General features: G+C 39.1%; 15 protein-coding genes. 14 read left to right on the plus strand and 1 reads right to left on the minus strand.

The genetic code is table 11. The features are described 5' to 3' along the window. Positions 1–217 precede the first annotated feature (217 nt). From hydA to MKZ17_RS03570, 5 genes are read left to right on the plus strand one after another with little or no spacing between them, the layout of a single operon-like run. Positions 218–1615 (plus strand): dihydropyrimidinase, encoded by a 1398-nt coding sequence (gene hydA, locus MKZ17_RS03550; RefSeq protein WP_340722420.1) that lies wholly within the window; start codon positions 218–220, stop codon positions 1613–1615. 59 nt (positions 1616–1674) lie between these two features. Next, positions 1675–3012 carry an NAD(P)-dependent oxidoreductase gene (locus MKZ17_RS03555; protein WP_340722421.1) on the plus strand — a complete coding sequence of 446 codons (1338 nt, stop codon included), beginning with the start codon at positions 1675–1677 and terminating at the stop codon, positions 3010–3012. Positions 3013–3023: 11 nt separating this feature from the next. After that, on the plus strand, positions 3024–4307 hold the full coding sequence (preA, locus tag MKZ17_RS03560) for an NAD-dependent dihydropyrimidine dehydrogenase subunit PreA (RefSeq protein ID WP_340722422.1): 1284 nt from the start codon (positions 3024–3026) through the stop codon (positions 4305–4307). A gap of 36 nt (positions 4308–4343) precedes the next feature. Beyond that, on the plus strand, positions 4344–5825 hold the full coding sequence (locus MKZ17_RS03565) for an NCS1 family transporter (protein WP_340722423.1): 1482 nt from the start codon (positions 4344–4346) through the stop codon (positions 5823–5825). A gap of 21 nt (positions 5826–5846) precedes the next feature. Continuing rightward, on the plus strand, positions 5847–6059 hold the full coding sequence (locus MKZ17_RS03570; protein WP_340722424.1) for a hypothetical protein: 213 nt from the start codon (positions 5847–5849) through the stop codon (positions 6057–6059). Positions 6060–6200: 141 nt separating this feature from the next. On the opposite strand, the gene MKZ17_RS03575 is transcribed toward MKZ17_RS03570, so the two are convergent. Continuing rightward, on the minus strand, positions 6201–6812 hold the full coding sequence (locus MKZ17_RS03575; protein WP_340722425.1) for a spore coat protein: 612 nt from the start codon (positions 6810–6812) through the stop codon (positions 6201–6203). A gap of 105 nt (positions 6813–6917) precedes the next feature. Here MKZ17_RS03575 and MKZ17_RS03580 point away from each other — a divergent pair, with 105 nt between their 5' ends. The 9 genes from MKZ17_RS03580 to eno all read left to right on the plus strand — a co-directional run bounded on the left by MKZ17_RS03580 (position 6918) and on the right by eno (position 16172). Beyond that, complete coding sequence (locus MKZ17_RS03580) at positions 6918–7505, plus strand: LemA family protein (protein ID WP_340722426.1); 588 nt, start codon at positions 6918–6920, stop codon at positions 7503–7505. 52 nt (positions 7506–7557) lie between these two features. Next, positions 7558–8328, plus strand: a complete 771-nt coding sequence (locus MKZ17_RS03585; protein WP_340722427.1) for a TPM domain-containing protein — start codon at positions 7558–7560, stop codon at positions 8326–8328. 187 nt (positions 8329–8515) lie between these two features. Further along, positions 8516–8749, plus strand: a complete 234-nt coding sequence (locus MKZ17_RS03590) for a glutaredoxin family protein (protein ID WP_340722428.1) — start codon at positions 8516–8518, stop codon at positions 8747–8749. A 165-nt stretch (positions 8750–8914) separates the two neighbouring features. After that, positions 8915–9949: a sugar-binding transcriptional regulator gene (locus MKZ17_RS03595; RefSeq protein WP_340722429.1), complete on the plus strand. Its 1035-nt coding sequence runs from the start codon at positions 8915–8917 to the stop codon at positions 9947–9949. Positions 9950–10009: 60 nt separating this feature from the next. Beyond that, positions 10010–11020, plus strand: a complete 1011-nt coding sequence (gene gap, locus MKZ17_RS03600; RefSeq protein WP_340722430.1) for a type I glyceraldehyde-3-phosphate dehydrogenase — start codon at positions 10010–10012, stop codon at positions 11018–11020. A 273-nt stretch (positions 11021–11293) separates the two neighbouring features. After that, complete coding sequence (locus MKZ17_RS03605) at positions 11294–12478, plus strand: phosphoglycerate kinase (protein WP_340722431.1); 1185 nt, start codon at positions 11294–11296, stop codon at positions 12476–12478. Positions 12479–12496: 18 nt separating this feature from the next. Next, positions 12497–13258 (plus strand): triose-phosphate isomerase, encoded by a 762-nt coding sequence (tpiA, locus tag MKZ17_RS03610; RefSeq protein ID WP_340722432.1) that lies wholly within the window; start codon positions 12497–12499, stop codon positions 13256–13258. Next, the gene (gpmI, locus tag MKZ17_RS03615) at positions 13251–14783 is read left to right on the plus strand and encodes a 2,3-bisphosphoglycerate-independent phosphoglycerate mutase (RefSeq protein ID WP_340722433.1); all 1533 of its coding nucleotides are present in this window, start codon (positions 13251–13253) and stop codon (positions 14781–14783) included. The genes tpiA and gpmI overlap by 8 nt, the downstream gene beginning before the upstream one ends. A gap of 96 nt (positions 14784–14879) precedes the next feature. Next, entirely contained in the window at positions 14880–16172 is a 1293-nt protein-coding gene (gene eno, locus MKZ17_RS03620) for a phosphopyruvate hydratase (RefSeq protein WP_340722434.1), read from the plus strand. Positions 16173–16711: the final 539 nt, after the last annotated feature.

The following is a 16711-nucleotide window of genomic DNA, read 5'->3' on the forward strand; positions in this document are numbered from 1 at the left end:
AATGATGTGAGAATTTATAACATATTTTAAAAGAAGTAATATACTAATTTTCTAGTTTGTATAATAGCTTTTACTCGATATGTCATGTTCTTCTAAAATAGCTAACTGAATAGAACAAGTGGCTTATAAACAGTCTGAATTTTCTGTATTGTGATTTGTTTTATCAATTCTACCAAGAATTTTTGATAAATAATTTTAACATTCAGGAGGGAAATGTATGAAGAAGTTAATAACTGGAGGAACAATTGTCACATCTGCAGATACGTATGAAGCAGATGTGCTAATTGAAGATGGCATTATAAAGCAAATTGCATCCAGTATTCAAGATGTAGATGCGGAGATTATTGATGCAACAGGTAAGCTTATATTCCCTGGAGGCATTGATCCACATACCCACCTAGATATGCCATTTAATAATACGGTGACAGATGATGATTGGGAGTCTGGAACGATTGCAGCAGCATTTGGTGGTACGACTACAATTATTGACTTCGTGATTAGTGCTGGATCTCCAACGTTAATGGATGCGATCGACACATGGCATAGTAAATCGAAAAACAAGGCTGTTATCGACTACGGCTTCCACTTAATGATTGGCGATTTGAATGAGCAACGGCTAAAAGAATTACCCGAGGCACTAGAAAAGGGTGGTATCAGCTCCATTAAAGTATTTTTAGCATATGCAAAGGAATTCCAAGCATCTGACCGTACATTATTCCAAGCATTTAAAGTAGGAAAAGAGCTTGGTGCAACAGTGATGGTGCACTGTGAAAACGGTTCTGTCATCGATGAACTCGTCGAAGAAGCAAAAGCAAAAGGTAATACTGCACCAATCTATCATGCATTAACTCGTCCCCCAGAAGTTGAAGGAGAAGCTACAAAGCGTGCCATTGAACTGGCTAATTTGGCTGGTGCTCAATTGTATGTTGTCCATGTCACATGTAAAGAAGCAGTGGATGAAATTATTTCAGCCCGCAATAAAGGCTACAATGTTTTAGGTGAAACTTGTCCCCCGTATTTAGTATTAGACCAAACGGCATTAGAAAAACCAGATTTTGAAGGTGCAAAATATGTTTGGTCTCCACCATTACGCCCAATCGAACACCAAGAAGTATTATGGAATGCACTGAAGGCAAAGCAACTACAAACAATTGGCTCAGATCAATGCTCATTCAGTTTCAATGGCAAAAAATCATTAGGAAAAGATGACTTCTCGAAGATTCCAAATGGAGGTCCGTTTATCGAGGATCGCTTCTCTGTTTTATATTCAGAAGGGGTAGAAAAAGGGCGTATTTCAGTAAATGAGTTCGTTGATATGATCTCTACTCAGTCTGCTAAGATTTTTGGGTTATTTCCACAAAAGGGGACGATTGCGGTCGGTTCAGATGCAGATATTGTTTTATTTGATCCTTCTGTAAAACGAACAATATCCGCGAAAACCCATCATATGAATGTAGACTATAACGCATTTGAAGGTTTGGAAGTTACAGGAGAACCAATTAGTGTGTTAGTACGTGGAGACTATGTTATTAAAGAGAAAGAATTCGTAGGTAGTCTAGGAAGCGGAAAGTATATTCGCCGCGAAGTAAAGAATACAAGTAAAGTAACTTCATAACGTTTAAATCTACTAAAAAAGTAATAACAAATCGCACTGGAGAGAGGGTTGTTATTAAAATGAGTACGGATTTAGCAAAAAACTTTGAAGAAATGTTTGGGGGATTAACAACATATACAGCCACTGTCGAAGCAAATCGCTGTTTATATTGCTATGACGCACCATGTATTCAAGCGTGTCCAACAAGTATTAATATTCCAAGCTTTATAAAGAAAATTGCTTCGAATAATATGAAGGGCTCTGCTCGTGTCATTATGGAGTCCAATCCAGTTGGTGCAAGCTGTGCGCGTGTATGTCCTACTATTGAACTTTGTGAGGGAGCATGTGTTTTAAATAGTGAGGAAAAGCCAATTCAAATAGGTCATTTACAACGCTATGCAACAGATTGGCTACGTGCATCTAATGTTCAATTATTTACGCCAAAGCCGTTTAATGGTAAGAAAATTGCCATTATCGGTAGTGGTCCTGCTGGTTTATCCGCAGCGCGTGAATTAGCATTATTGGGTTATGGGGTGACGATTTACGAGGCAGATGAAAAGGCAGGGGGGTTAAATTACTATGGAATTGTTTCGTTCCGTTTACCACAAGACGTTGTGGAATGGGAAGTGCAACAAGTAAAAAACTTAGGTGTTGAAATAAAAACGAGCACAAAAATTGGGGAAGATGTTCTCGTTGATGAGCTACTTGCCAACTATGATCGCATTATTGTAGCGGTTGGGATGGGGAAAGTGCCAATGCTCGGTGTTGAGGGCGAACAATTAGAAGGTGTATATGATGCAATTGATTTCGTTAAGGAATCGAAAGCTGAATTCACGGATAAAGTACTCGGTAAGAAAGTTGTTGTCATTGGGGCGGGGAATACGGCAATTGATGCTGCAACATGCTCGATCCGTTTAGGAGCAGAGCAAGTACAAATCGTTTATCGTCGAACATCAAAAGAAATGACAGCATATGATTTTGAATTCGAATTTGCCAAGCAAGATGGTGTAGAGTTTAGATGGTTATCACTCCCAAAAAAAATACTAGGTGACGAAAATGGCAAAGTAATTGGTTTAGAATGCGTGAAAATGCAATTAACTGTTGCTGAAAATGGAAAAGGCGCTTTATCGGAAATTCCTGGTTCTGAATTTTTAATTGAAACAGATGCAGTTATTCGAGCAATTGGTCAATCAAAGCATTACGAGCTAATCGAACATTTAGGCTTAGCGAATACACGTGGTGTCATTGATGTTGACTCGGATAATTTAAAAACATCAAATACGAAAATTTATGCTTGCGGTGATGTGATTTATGGAAATGGATACGGTGAAGCAACAGTAGTATCCGCGGCACAACAAGGGAAAGATTGTGCCTACGCAATTCACAATGAGCTACATGCAAATTCAGAAAGTGCATAGGGGGATTTCAAATGGCAGATTTAAATATAAATTTTGCTGGTATAAAGTCACCAAATCCATTTTGGCTAGCATCGGCACCACCTACAAACTCGGGCTATCAAGTTCAACGTGCATTTGAGGCCGGATGGGGAGGAGCTGTTTGGAAAACGTTGGGAGATCCAATATTGAATGTTTCCTCACGTTTTGCAGCGGTAGGCTTTAATGGGCAAAAAGTAGCGGGCTTTAACAACATTGAGTTAATTACGGACCGTCCATTAGAAGTAAATTTAAAAGAAATTTACGAAACGAAGAAAAGGTTTCCGAATCATGCAATCATTGCTTCATTAATGGTTGAGCCAAAAGCAGAGAAGTGGCATGAAATCGTAAAGAAAGTTCAAGATGTAGGTGTAGATGGCTTTGAGTTGAACTTTGGCTGTCCTCACGGGATGGCAGAACGCGGAATGGGTGCAGCTTCAGGGCAAGTACCAGAATTGGTTGAAAAGCAAACTTATTGGGCAAAAGAATATGCAGAAGTACCTGTCATTGTTAAGTTGACACCTAACATTACGGATATTACAGTGACTGCAGAAGCGGCAGTTCGTGGTGGTGCAGATGCTATTAGTATGATTAATACGATTAATAGCTTAGCGGGTGTTGATTTAAATTCATGGAACACAATTCCGCACGTTGGTAATAAAGGTGCCCATGGTGGATATTGCGGTCCAGCGGTTAAACCGATTGCGCTTAATATGGTTGGGGAATGTGCAAGAAATCCATTCATTAACGTACCGATTTCAGGGATCGGAGGCATTTCAAATTGGCAAGATGCTGCGGAATTTATATTAATGGGTTCTTCGAGTGTGCAAATTTGTACAGCTGCTATGCATCATGGATTCAGCATTGTTGAAGATATGATTGATGGTTTAAATAATTATTTAGATGAAAAAGGATTAGCTTCAGTAATGGATCTTGTTGGGAAAACTGTTCCAAAATATTCTGATTGGGGTGATTTAGATTTAAATTATAAGGTTGTCGCAGAAATTAATAATGACATTTGTATTAATTGTAATAAGTGTCATATCGCTTGCGAAGATACGTCTCATCAATGTATCGATTTATATTCAGAAAATGGGCGCCCGATGTTAAAAGTTCGTGAAGAGGACTGTGTAGGCTGTAATTTATGCTCGATTGTCTGTCCAGCGGAAGGGGCAATTACGATGAAGGAATTGCCACATACACAGCCACCAATGACATGGAACGAAAGACAAACGTTAATTACGCAATTTAGTGCAAGTAGTTCAAATGTTGTCCGTTAATTCGCTTTACAAAATCTAAAGAGATGAGGTGTAGCCATGTCAAAATCAAATAAATCGGAAAATAATTATTTGAAGTCTGTGGATTTACTTCCTATTACTTATGAAAACCGCAATATTGGTATGTTCGGTTTTGCTGTAATTTGGGTAGGAATGGCCATTGTATTAGCGGCCTTCGCAATTGGTGCAGGTGGCATCATAAATTTAAGTATGCCGATGTTAATACTTGCCACTTTAGTAGGGTCTATATTAATTGGGATCTTTATGGTGATTATCGGTGATATTGGTGTAGAGCATGGATTGTCTTTTCCAGTTTATATGCGTGCCCCATTCGGTACGATTGGAACACATTTACCGTCGTTTGCTCGTGCTTTTACAGCATCCTGTTGGTTCGGTATTAATACGTATTTTGGGTCCGCAGCAATCAATGGAATCTTAAATATAATGTTTGGTTTTGACAACTGGTTCATATGCTTCATCGTCTTTGCAGTATTACAATTATTGAATGTATCGTTAGGTATTAAATCAATCGAGCGTTTTGCAGACTTTGCCGCACCAATCATTATCTTCATCTCGATTTGGATGTACTTACAATTATCAGCTGAAGCGCAGGAACAAGGGAAAGCAGTATGGTCATGGGTAGAAGCGCCACAAACAGGATTTGAACAGTTTACCGCATTTATGGTTATTGCTACTGCAATCATGGGGTTCTGGGCCACGTTAGCTGCTGATATGCCCACACTTTCTCGGCACTTTAAAGCACCGAAATATGAGCGCAATTGGTTTAAACGTAATAAAACCCAATTGTTAGGCTCTCTTGTTGTGCAACCCGTATTTAATACATTAATGATTGTCATTGGTGCTGTTTGTTATATGGCTACAGGCTCTGGAGACCCAGTTAACGCGCTACAGCAAGCAGCTGGTGGGTTAGTCTTAGTCGTATTATTATCAATGATTGTTCTTGCACAATGGTCAACAAATACGTCTGCCAATGTTATACCTGCGGCGACAATTTTTTCGAATATTGGTGGATCGAAAGTACCTTTCTGGGTTGGGGTCGTTTTTGCCGGGATTGTTGGAACCGTTGTTCAACCGTGGAGCTTATTTGACATATTGAATAGCGTTTTACTTATCATTGGTGGGATTTTATCTTCGATTGTTGGTATTTTATTCGCGGATTATTATTTAATTCGAAAACGAAGAGTCAATGTAAAAGATTTATATGAAATGAACGGTCAATACCGGTATTATAAAGGAATTAATTTTGCAGGAATTATTGCTTGGATTGTTGGTGGACTTATCGCTAACATTTGGCCAGCATACTCATCACTCGTAGGCTTCATTGTAGGGGCAGTTTTATATTATGTGTTGGCAAAATTCTGGTGGTTTAAAAAGTACCCTCAAGCTGAAATTACAAATCCAAGCGATGAAGTTTATTTAGGAATTACAGCTGGACGTAGTTGGGAAATTGATGTGCAAGCAGAACCAATTGCTGTTCCAACAACCGTTTCTACAGATTAAAAATTGAAACGAGGTGCTCCAATGTCAGAATATAAATATGTAGCAGAAGAAATTCAACAAATTGATCAGCTACTTGCTGAAAACTATTTATTCAAAAGTATTAAAGAAGATTTAGAAGGCGCTTTTGTTACCTTTATAAATATTGAAAATAATGAAGAGCGAATACTGCATATTAAAATGGCTGATACACGTAAATATTTCTCTTCAAAATTGCATGAGCAGTTAAATAGTTGAATTTTATAAACTAGTGTTATTATGGGGAGTTTTCATAATAATACTAGTTTTTGTTTGGAATCAAAAATGCTGTTGACGTATATAAAATATAGCCAACAGCATACTTTATTTAACGCTCAATTATGACGAGTCATAATTGAGCTAGTTAGGCATATTTTTTGCTTGCTGTGCTTGCCCATACATATTGAGCATAATGTTCATGTCCTCTTGAGAGAATTGAGGAACTTGATAATAGCCTTTTTTGTTTTGGTAAAGGGCAATTTCATAGGCCATTTCAATACAGTTAGGTACTGAATCTTGTAGTACACGACGCACAACAGGGTTTGTTGATTCAAGTGCAGCGGCAGTTTTCCCTGTTGCACCAGCTTTATGACATGCAAGCATGAAACCTGAAATAACTGCGTCATCTATTTCATTAGCCGCTTGCATTGGTTTCTTTGGCTGGCCTGGCTTTATTCCATACGTTGTATCATTGCCAGTTTGCATGTTGTAACTACGAGTAGGATGTTTTGGATCATGACCAGTTTTATATGCTTCCATCGTAATATTATATTCGTCAAGCATAAAAGCATACTGGCGGTCCAAAATAGTAAGTAATTCATTGTCTTCTACTTTGTCACGTAACAGGACATATTGATTTAAGCCACCGATCATAGTGCTTAAAACTTCATGCACATCCATTAATTCATGTGCTCCGTGATTCATTGAAAGTGGCATCGAATTGTCTTGTGATTGCGATGATTGGGTAAACATATTGTAACCTCCATAATAAAATATTTCGTACATGATTATTGTGGCAGAGGGACAAGAATTTATTCGTTTTTACTTCAGGAAATGATAGGAAGGAGGATTATTGAAATGAAAAATGAAAAAGGTAGTGCACTCGTCATTGTGATTATAATTATTGCGGTTGTCGGTATTGCAGCATTATTGATTATTCCAAAATACAATAATTTAGTAACGGGGGAAGAAAAAATTGAAGCTTCCTGGGCGCAAGTTGATAATCAATTACAGCGTCGGTTTGATTTGATCCCAAATTTGGTGAATACAGTAAAGGGCTATGCTGCTCATGAGGAGGACATTTTTACGCAAATTGCCGAGGCTCGAACAGAATATGGCAATGCCAACACGGTTGAAGAATTGGCAGGGGCGAATAATGATTTATCATCTGCATTATCGCGGTTGTTAGTGGTAGTGGAAAATTATCCGAACTTAAAAGCAGATAGTCAATTTACTCGTTTAATGGATGAGTTAGCAGGTACGGAAAACCGATTAGCTGTAGCAAGGAAAGATTACAATGAAAGCGTACAGCAATTTAACAATGATGCAAGAAGATTTCCAGGTAATATAGTTGCAAGTATTTTTGGCTTTGAGAAAAAGGATTATTTTGAAATTAAGGAAGGCGTAGAAGAGGTACCATCCGTAGATTTTGGGAGCGATGAATGATGGGCAAAGAGGCAATGATTTAAATCGTTGCTTTTAAAGGAGGTAAGATGACATGAGGTTTTTAATCTCGTTTCTAATTGGTCTGCTTTTACTGCCTATTTCTACGATGGCGGCAGTTCCACCAAAGCCTGCATACAATTCTTATGTTTATGATTATGCTAATGTCATTTCAGAGGATGTCGAGAAAAAGCTAATCCAAGCAGCGAAAACATTAGAAGATTCTACTGGCAATGTCGTAATAATGATGACCATCGATACAATTGGAGAGCTAGAACCCTATGAATTTGGTACAGAAACGATACGAAACTGGGGCATTGGAAGTGCAAAGGTGGATAATGGCATGCTTATCTTTGCAACGACTAAGCAAGGGCCAGGTCAAAATGACGTATGGATTTCCGTTGGCGAAGGTTTAGAAGGCGATTATCCAGATGGCAAGCTCGGAAGCATGATTGATACGTATATGATGCCGTACTTAGCGAATGGGGATTATACAAATGCATTCGCCAACATATTTTCGCAATTTTATGAGGAAATGGATGGCGAAGTAAGTGGTACGGACTTGGTGAGGCCCGTTGATCACTCAACAGAGGGTGGAGGTGTTTCGATTGGATTCATTCTATTTATCATTGTCGTTTATTACATCATTTCTAGATACGGCGGAGGAGGTGGTCCAGGAGGACGTAGACGAACAGCACGGAGAATCTATCGACAGGGTGGCTTCCCGACTGGCTTAGGCGGAGGCTTAGGTGGAGGGACATCAGGAGGCTTTGGCGGTTTCGGTGGTGGAGGATCATCAGGCGGCGGTGCAGGAAGAAAATTTTAGACACTTTCATATTGGAAGTGTCTTTTTGATGAAAAATACCCTCCTGAAATGGTAATCAACGGACGATAATTGGATCACAGAACAAGGTTTATGTGAAGGCACAAAAGGAACGAGTCACGAAAAATACAATATATATTTGTAAAAAAAAACCTCATAAAAGCTATAATAAAGGAAAGGAGAGAAAAGCATGCTTGTAAAATTTTATTCAAGACCCGATTGCGAGTTATGTAACGAAGGACTACACGTACTCAAAATTGTTCAGGAGGATATTTCATTTGACATCGAGCAAATTAATATTGAAGAAAATGATGTCATACATGAAAAATATATGTTTATGATTCCAGTTGTTGAACAAGATGGCGATGTTATTCAATATGGTCAGCTTGACTATCCGACCCTTTTAGAGGCGCTAAGTGATTAATTACTAGCGCCCAATCACGAATTATTTTCGGAATTGAAGGGATATTGTTGCAAACAAATATTATTCATTTTATAATAAAGGCACAAATTATTTTTTTGCCGCAAGTGGGACTAAAAATTATATAGTGGGACAAATTACGACCAATAAATACTGGTAGGTGAGATTTTGGACAATATTTCATTTTTTGAAGCAGAGCGAAAATTGATGCCTGAAATAGATTTATTATTTCAAAAACGTTTTCGAGTTTTGCAGGCATTAGCGACATTTGGTCCAATTGGAAGAAGAGCTTTAGCTGAGCAACTAAATTTATCTGAACGAGAAATTCGTAATGAAACAACAATATTAAATGAGCAAAAATTAATTTTTATTCAACAAAAAGGTATGATTTGCTCACCACAAGGGTATGAAATATTGGAGCAGCTTCTTTCCTTGTTCCGTGAATTGTCGGGCTTAGCTGCTAAAGAACAGCAACTAAAAGATATATTTGGCATCGAACGGGTGATAATCGTACCTGGAAATGTGGAATTAGATAGCACAGTAAAACATCACCTAGGCAAAGAAGCTGCAACTATTTTAAATACAAGTGCAAAAGGGCAAGATAAAATTGCGGTCACGGGTGGAAGTACAGTAGCGACAATAGAGGAATTTTTAACACCCAACACTTTGTTAAATCAAGTGAAATTTATTTCTGCACGAGGTGGAATGGGGGATGAAATGACATTCCAGGCGAATACATTAGTTGCTAAGTTTGCACAAAAATGTGGCGCTACGTATCGCACCTTATTTTTACCAGAGCATTTAAGCGATCAAGCATATCAGGCAATGAAAAGCGAACCGATGATTGAAGAAATGATGACCCTTTATGAGCAAATTAACATTGTTGTTCATGGTATTGGTGCAGCCCAAGAAATGGCGCTCCGAAGAAATAGTTCTGAGCAAGAGCAACAGCTACTTAATGAAAAGGGTGCAGTCGGTGAAGCATTTGGCTATTACTTTAATGAGGCAGGCGAAATCGTTCATCATATTCGAACAATAGGCATTCAGCTTGAACAAGTAAAAAATGCTCAAAAGGTCATTGCAATTGCAGCGGGTGCGAATAAAGCTACTGCAATTCAAGCCTACTTTAAAAATGCTGCTGTACAATCGGTTCTCATTACCGATGAGCAAACTGCAAACGAGATTTTAGGAAATATAAAGTAGTTTTTAAAAGTATGTTTAATAGCATACTGATTAAATAATAAATTATTGGAGGAATTTCAAATGGCATTACAATTAGCAATTAACGGATTTGGTCGTATCGGACGTTTAGTATTCCGCGAGGCGATGAAGCATGATGAATTTGAAGTAGTGGCAGTAAATGACTTAACAGATGCAAAGCAATTAGCGCATTTATTAAAATATGACTCCATTCACGGTGTGTACGATGCAGATGTGCAAGCAGAAGATGATGCATTTATCGTAAATGGCAAACGCATTCAAGTGTATTCAGAAAAAGATCCAGCTAAATTACCTTGGGGCGAGATTGGCGTTGACGTTGTTCTTGAATGTACAGGTAGATGGCGTTCGATGGAAGAAGTCTCAAAACATATCGAAGCAGGTGCAAAAAAAGCAATTCTGTCAGCTCCTGCAAAAGGGGATATGCCAACATATGTAATGGGTGTAAACCATAAAGATTATGATCCATCACAGGACGTTATCTCGAATGCATCGTGTACGACAAACTGTTTAGCTCCACTGGCAAAGGTATTAGACGAAAAGTTCGGTATTAAGCGCGGTATGATGACGACAATTCACTCATACACAAATGACCAACGTATTCTTGACTTTCCACACTCTGACCCACGCCGTGCACGTGCTGGAGCAGTATCAATGATTCCAACAACAACGGGTGCGGCAGTCGCAGTATCTAAAGTATTGCCACAACTTAAAGGAAAATTAGACGGTTTCTCAATGCGCGTACCTACACCAAACGTATCATGTGTAGATTTAGTAGCAGAACTTAATGCAGATGTTACGGTAGATACAATTAACGCAGCATTAAAAGAGGCATCAGAAGGCGAATTAAAAGGGATTTTAGCATACAATGAATTGCCGTTAGTATCGATTGACTACAATGGTAACGCTGCTTCATCAACAATTGACGGTTTATCAACGATGGTAATGGAAAACCGCATGGTGAAAGTTGTTTCATGGTATGACAACGAAATCGGTTATTCTACTCGCTTAATGGATTTAGCATTATACATTGCAGAGCGCGGTATTAAGGAATAAATAATTGTGACATACTTTTTCGAAATTAAAGAAAAAGTGTGACATATTAATCGTTATTCGTCATAAAAAGTATAGCCTTTAATTGGCGTACACTTTATAATAAATAAGGGTAGAAGAGCGGTAGGGAATCACCCAACCGCTCTTTTTTTGGAGATAAGTAAAATGAGGACATTACAAGACAGTCCGACACAATTTTGATACTATTTGAACTAGCTATATGATTAGTGAAATTAGAAAATATCCGATACTAAATATTTAAGGAGGATTTTCTTTATGTTTTTAAAGAAGTCAATGAACGATGTAGAAGTAAAAGGCAAGCGCGTATTTGTACGTGTTGATTTCAACGTGCCAATGGAAGATGGGAAAATTACTGACGAAACGCGTATTCGTGCAGCAATTCCAACAATCAAGCAACTAGTAGAAGGCGGCGCGAAAGTTATCTTAGCTTCACACCTTGGCCGTCCAAAAGGTGAAGTAAATGAAGATATGCGTTTAACAGTAGTTGGGGAGCGCCTAGCTGAATTAATGGGCAAGCCTGTGACAAAGCTAGATGAGTCAATTGGCGAAGCAGTTGAAGTATCCGTAAACAATATGCAAGATGGCGATATCCTTCTTCTTGAAAATGTTCGCTTCCATAAAGGAGAAGAAAAAAATGATGAAGGCTTATCAAAAGATTTTGCAAAATTAGCAGACCTTTATGTGAATGATGCATTTGGTGCAGCTCACCGTGCCCATGCATCAACAGAAGGAATCGCAAAATTCGTTCCTGCCGTTTCAGGTTTATTAATGGAAAAAGAATTAGATGTATTAGGAAAAGCATTATCAAACCCAGAGCGTCCATTTACAGCAATTATCGGTGGTGCAAAGGTTAAGGACAAAATCGGTGTGATTGAAAACTTATTAGATAAAGTAGATCATTTAATTATTGGTGGTGGTCTATCCTTCACATTTGTTAAAGCAATGGGACATGATATCGGTAAATCCCTATTAGAAGAAGATAAAATTGAATTGGCGAAAAGCTTTATTGAACAAGCTAAATCAAAAGGTGTAGCATTACACATGCCAGTTGATGCAGTAGTTGCAAATGAATTTTCAAAAGATGCCGAAACAAAAATAGTAGACATCGACGCAATTCCAGCGGATTGGATGGGTCTTGATATTGGGCCAAAAACAGCAGAAAAGTATGCAGAAGTAATTAAAACATCGAAATTAATCATCTGGAATGGTCCAATGGGCGTATTCGAAATGGACAAGTTTTCCAATGGGACAAAAACAGTGGCGGACGCAATGGCTACAACCGAAGGCTACACAATTATCGGTGGCGGTGACTCAGCTGCAGCGGTAGAAAAATTCGAAGTAGCATCTCAAATGGATCACATTTCAACAGGTGGTGGTGCCTCATTAGAATTAATGGAAGGCAAAGAATTACCTGGAATTGTAGCTTTAAACGATAAATAAGAAATGGAGGAATATACTATGCGTAAACCAATCGTAGCAGGAAACTGGAAAATGTATAAAACATTTGATGAGGCGGTTGATTTTGTTGAAGAAATTCAACAGGCAGTTCCTTCTCCCGACAAAGTCGATGCAGTTGTATGCGCACCTGCAATCTTTTTGCCGACTTTAGTTGTGGCAGCAGAAGATTCATCATTAGCAATCGGTGCACAAAATATGCACTTTGAAGATGAGGGAGCATTTACAGGGGAAATTAGCCCAGCTATGCTTTCGAATATTAATGTAGACTATGTCATTTTAGGCCACTCAGAGCGTCGTGAAATGTTCAACGAAACAGACGAGGCAGTAAATAAAAAAGTTCGTGCGGCATTAAATCATGGAATCGTGCCAATTATTTGTTGTGGTGAAACGTTAGAAGAGCGTGAAGCTGGTTTGACAGTAAAAAAAGTAGCTGGTCAAATTACGAAGGCGTTAGAAGGTTTTGCACCAGTAGAAGTAGAGCATATGGTGATTGCCTATGAGCCAATTTGGGCAATCGGAACAGGCAAAACGGCAACAGCAGATGATGCCAATGCAGTATGCGGTTCGATTCGTGCTGTTGTAGAAAGCTTATACGGCAAAGCTACAGCTGACAAGATTCGCATTCAGTATGGTGGCAGTGTAAAACCAGAAAACATCGAAGAATTATTAACAAAAGAACATATTGATGGTGCATTAGTTGGTGGTGCAAGCTTACAACCAGCATCATTCATGAAATTATTGGAGGCGGCAGCAAATGCCTAAACAACCCGTTGCATTAATTATTTTAGATGGCTTTGCCTTTCGTGAAGAAGTAAAAGGGAATGCGGTGGCACAAGCAAATAAACCTAACTTTGACCGATACTGGCATGCATATCCACATGCAACATTAATTGCAAGTGGTGAGGCAGTTGGACTACCAGAAGGCCAAATGGGGAACTCAGAAGTTGGGCACTTAAATATTGGTGCAGGTCGAGTTGTGTATCAAAGCTTAACACGCATTCACAAATCGATTCGTGAGGGGGATTTCTTCCACAATGAACAATTTTTAGAAGCAGTCGAGCATGCAAAAGCACACGGCTCGAAGCTTCATTTAATGGGCCTACTTTCAGATGGCGGTGTACACAGCCATTATGAGCATTTATTTGCGCTATTAAAATTAGCAAAGGCCAATAACATAAAAGAAGTATATGTTCATGGCTTTTTAGATGGACGTGATGTTGGACCAACAACTGCTCTTGACTATATTCGCGAAACAGAAAAGCAAATGGAAGAAATCGGCGTTGGTAAATTTGCAAGTATTCATGGTCGCTATTATGCGATGGATCGTGACCGTCGCTGGGAGCGTGTGCAATTAACTTATGATGCATTAGTAAACGGTACAGGATCTACGGCCGCTTCAGCTACAGCTGGTGTTCGATCATCGTATGACCGTGATGTGGTCGATGAATTTGTAATCCCATTTGTCATTACCGAGGAAGGGAAGCCAGTTGCCACGGTTGATACGAATGATGCAGTCATATTCTTCAACTTCCGTCCAGACCGTGCGATTCAACTTTCTACGGTATTTACAGGTGAGCCATTTGAAGGAATTACTTATTGCAAAAAGCACCCAACGAATTTGAAATTTGTTACGTTTACACATTATAGTGATGAAGTAAAGGCTCAAGTAGCATTCGAATCGGATAACCTTGTCAACACAGTTGGGGAAGTTATCGCAAAAAGCGGGAAAACTCAACTACGTATTGCCGAAACCGAAAAGTATCCGCACGTGACGTTTTTTATGAGCGGAGGGCGTGAGGAAAAATTCGCTGGAGAAGAACGTATTTTAATCGCCTCTCCAAAAGTGGCAACCTATGATTTGAAGCCAGAAATGAGTGCATATGAAGTAACTGAGTCCCTGTTACAAGCAATTGCTGCGGATAAGTATGATGCAATCATTTTAAACTTTGCTAACCCTGATATGGTTGGTCACTCAGGTATGCTAGAACCAACGATTAAAGCAATCGAAGCGGTAGATGAATGTTTAGGAAAAGTGGTCGATGCGATTGTCGCTAAGGGCGGGCAAGCAATTATTACAGCCGATCACGGTAACTCAGATGAGGTTGTAACAATCGATGATCAGCCTATGACAGCACATACGACAAACCCAGTCCCAGTTATCGTAACAAAACGCGGAGTTATGCTACATGAAGATGGAATTTTAGCTGACTTAGCACCAACAATGCTAGATTTACTAGACATTGAACAGCCTGTAGAGATGACAGGAAAATCATTAATTAATCATTAATTATGCCAAACGAAGAATAAGCCTTCGCACGGTTGATTATATAGCTTGCAAAATTGCAAGTACCTAATAAATTTACTTACAGAGGAGATTTTTATTATGCCATTCATTACTCAAGTATATGCTCGTGAAGTATTAGACTCTCGCGGTAACCCAACAGTAGAAGTAGAAGTATTTACAGAATCAGGTGCATTCGGACGTGCAATCGTGCCATCTGGTGCATCAACTGGTGAATATGAAGCAGTAGAATTACGTGATGGAGACAAAGGCCGTTACTTAGGTAAAGGTGTTGAAAAAGCGGTAGAAAACGTAAACACAGTTATCGCTGAAGAATTAGAAGGTCAATACTCTGTATTAGACCAAGTTGTAATCGATCAAGCGTTAATCGAGCTTGACGGTACAGACAACAAAGGTAAATTAGGTGCAAACGCAATTTTAGGTGTTTCAATGGCAGTAGCACACGCAGCAGCGGATTATTTAGATATTCCTTTATACCAATACTTAGGCGGCTTCAACTCAAAACAATTACCAGTACCAATGATGAACATCATCAACGGTGGTGAGCACGCGGACAACAACGTAGACGTACAAGAGTTTATGATTATGCCAGTAGGTGCACAAAGCTTCAAGCATGCACTACGTATGGGTGCTGAAATTTTCCACCACTTAAAAGCAGTATTAAAGGACAAAGGCTACAACACAGCAGTAGGTGATGAAGGTGGTTTCGCACCAAACCTTGGCTCAAACGAAGAAGCAATTACAGTAATCTTAGAAGCAATCGAAAAAGCGGGCTACAAAGCAGGTGAAGAAGTACGCCTAGCAATGGACGTAGCATCTTCTGAGTTATACAGCAAAGAAGATGGCAAATACCACTTAAAAGGCGAAGGTGTCGTTCGTACTTCAGAAGAAATGGTTGCTTGGTACGAAGAGTTAACAGCCAAATACCCAATCATCTCAATCGAAGACGGCTTAGATGAAAACGACTGGGCTGGTCACAAATTACTTACAGAGCGAATCGGTGACCGCGTACAATTAGTAGGTGACGATTTATTCGTAACAAACACTGCGAAATTATCTCGTGGTATTGAAGAAGGCGTAGGTAATGCAATTTTAATCAAAGTAAACCAAATTGGTACATTAACAGAAACTTTCGAAGCAATCGAAATGGCAAAACGTGCTGGTTATACAGCCGTTATCTCACACCGTTCTGGTGAATCAGAGGATGCAACTATTGCAGACATCGCTGTTGCGACTAACGCAGGGCAAATTAAAACGGGAGCACCATCTCGTACAGACCGCGTAGCGAAATACAACCAATTATTACGCATCGAAGACCAACTGGGTAACACATCTCGTTACGAAGGTATCAAATCTTTCTATAACATTAAATAATTATGAATTTACTGTATATGTAAATTACATGCTAAAGCACATAAGAGAGAATACTCTTTCTTGTGTGCTTTTTTGTCTTGCCAGTTGTAGAGAAGCGGTGGGCTTCATGGATGTATGGACTTCAGAGAGTTTTTTAAGGAGCACTTTGAAATGGTGTTGATGAAAGATTGAGCTGAATCTGAACAAGCAGAAGCACTCAAGGTAAAGGGAGCTATCTTGAGTGCTTTATATGCCTGGTGGGGTTTGTGGAGGTAGTGTTAATGGTAGAGTTGCGGAGAATCTAGTTGTGCTAGCAGAGCCAGGAAGTTAAAGGACAAAAGGCTAAAATGAAAGGACAAATTGTGTGAGAAAATGGACAAAGAGGTCGAGATAATATCCAATTAATATTTGCGCTAGCAGAGCCGTGGAGTTAAAGGACAAAAGGCTTTAAAAAAAGGACAAATTGTGTGAGAAAATGGACAAAGAGGTCGAGATAATATCCAATTAATAGTTGTGCTAGCAGAGCCGTGGAGTTAAAGGACAAAAAGCCTAAAGAAAAG

This window comes from Solibacillus sp. FSL R7-0682, from assembly GCF_038005985.1.
Lineage (GTDB): Bacteria > Bacillota > Bacilli > Bacillales_A > Planococcaceae > Solibacillus.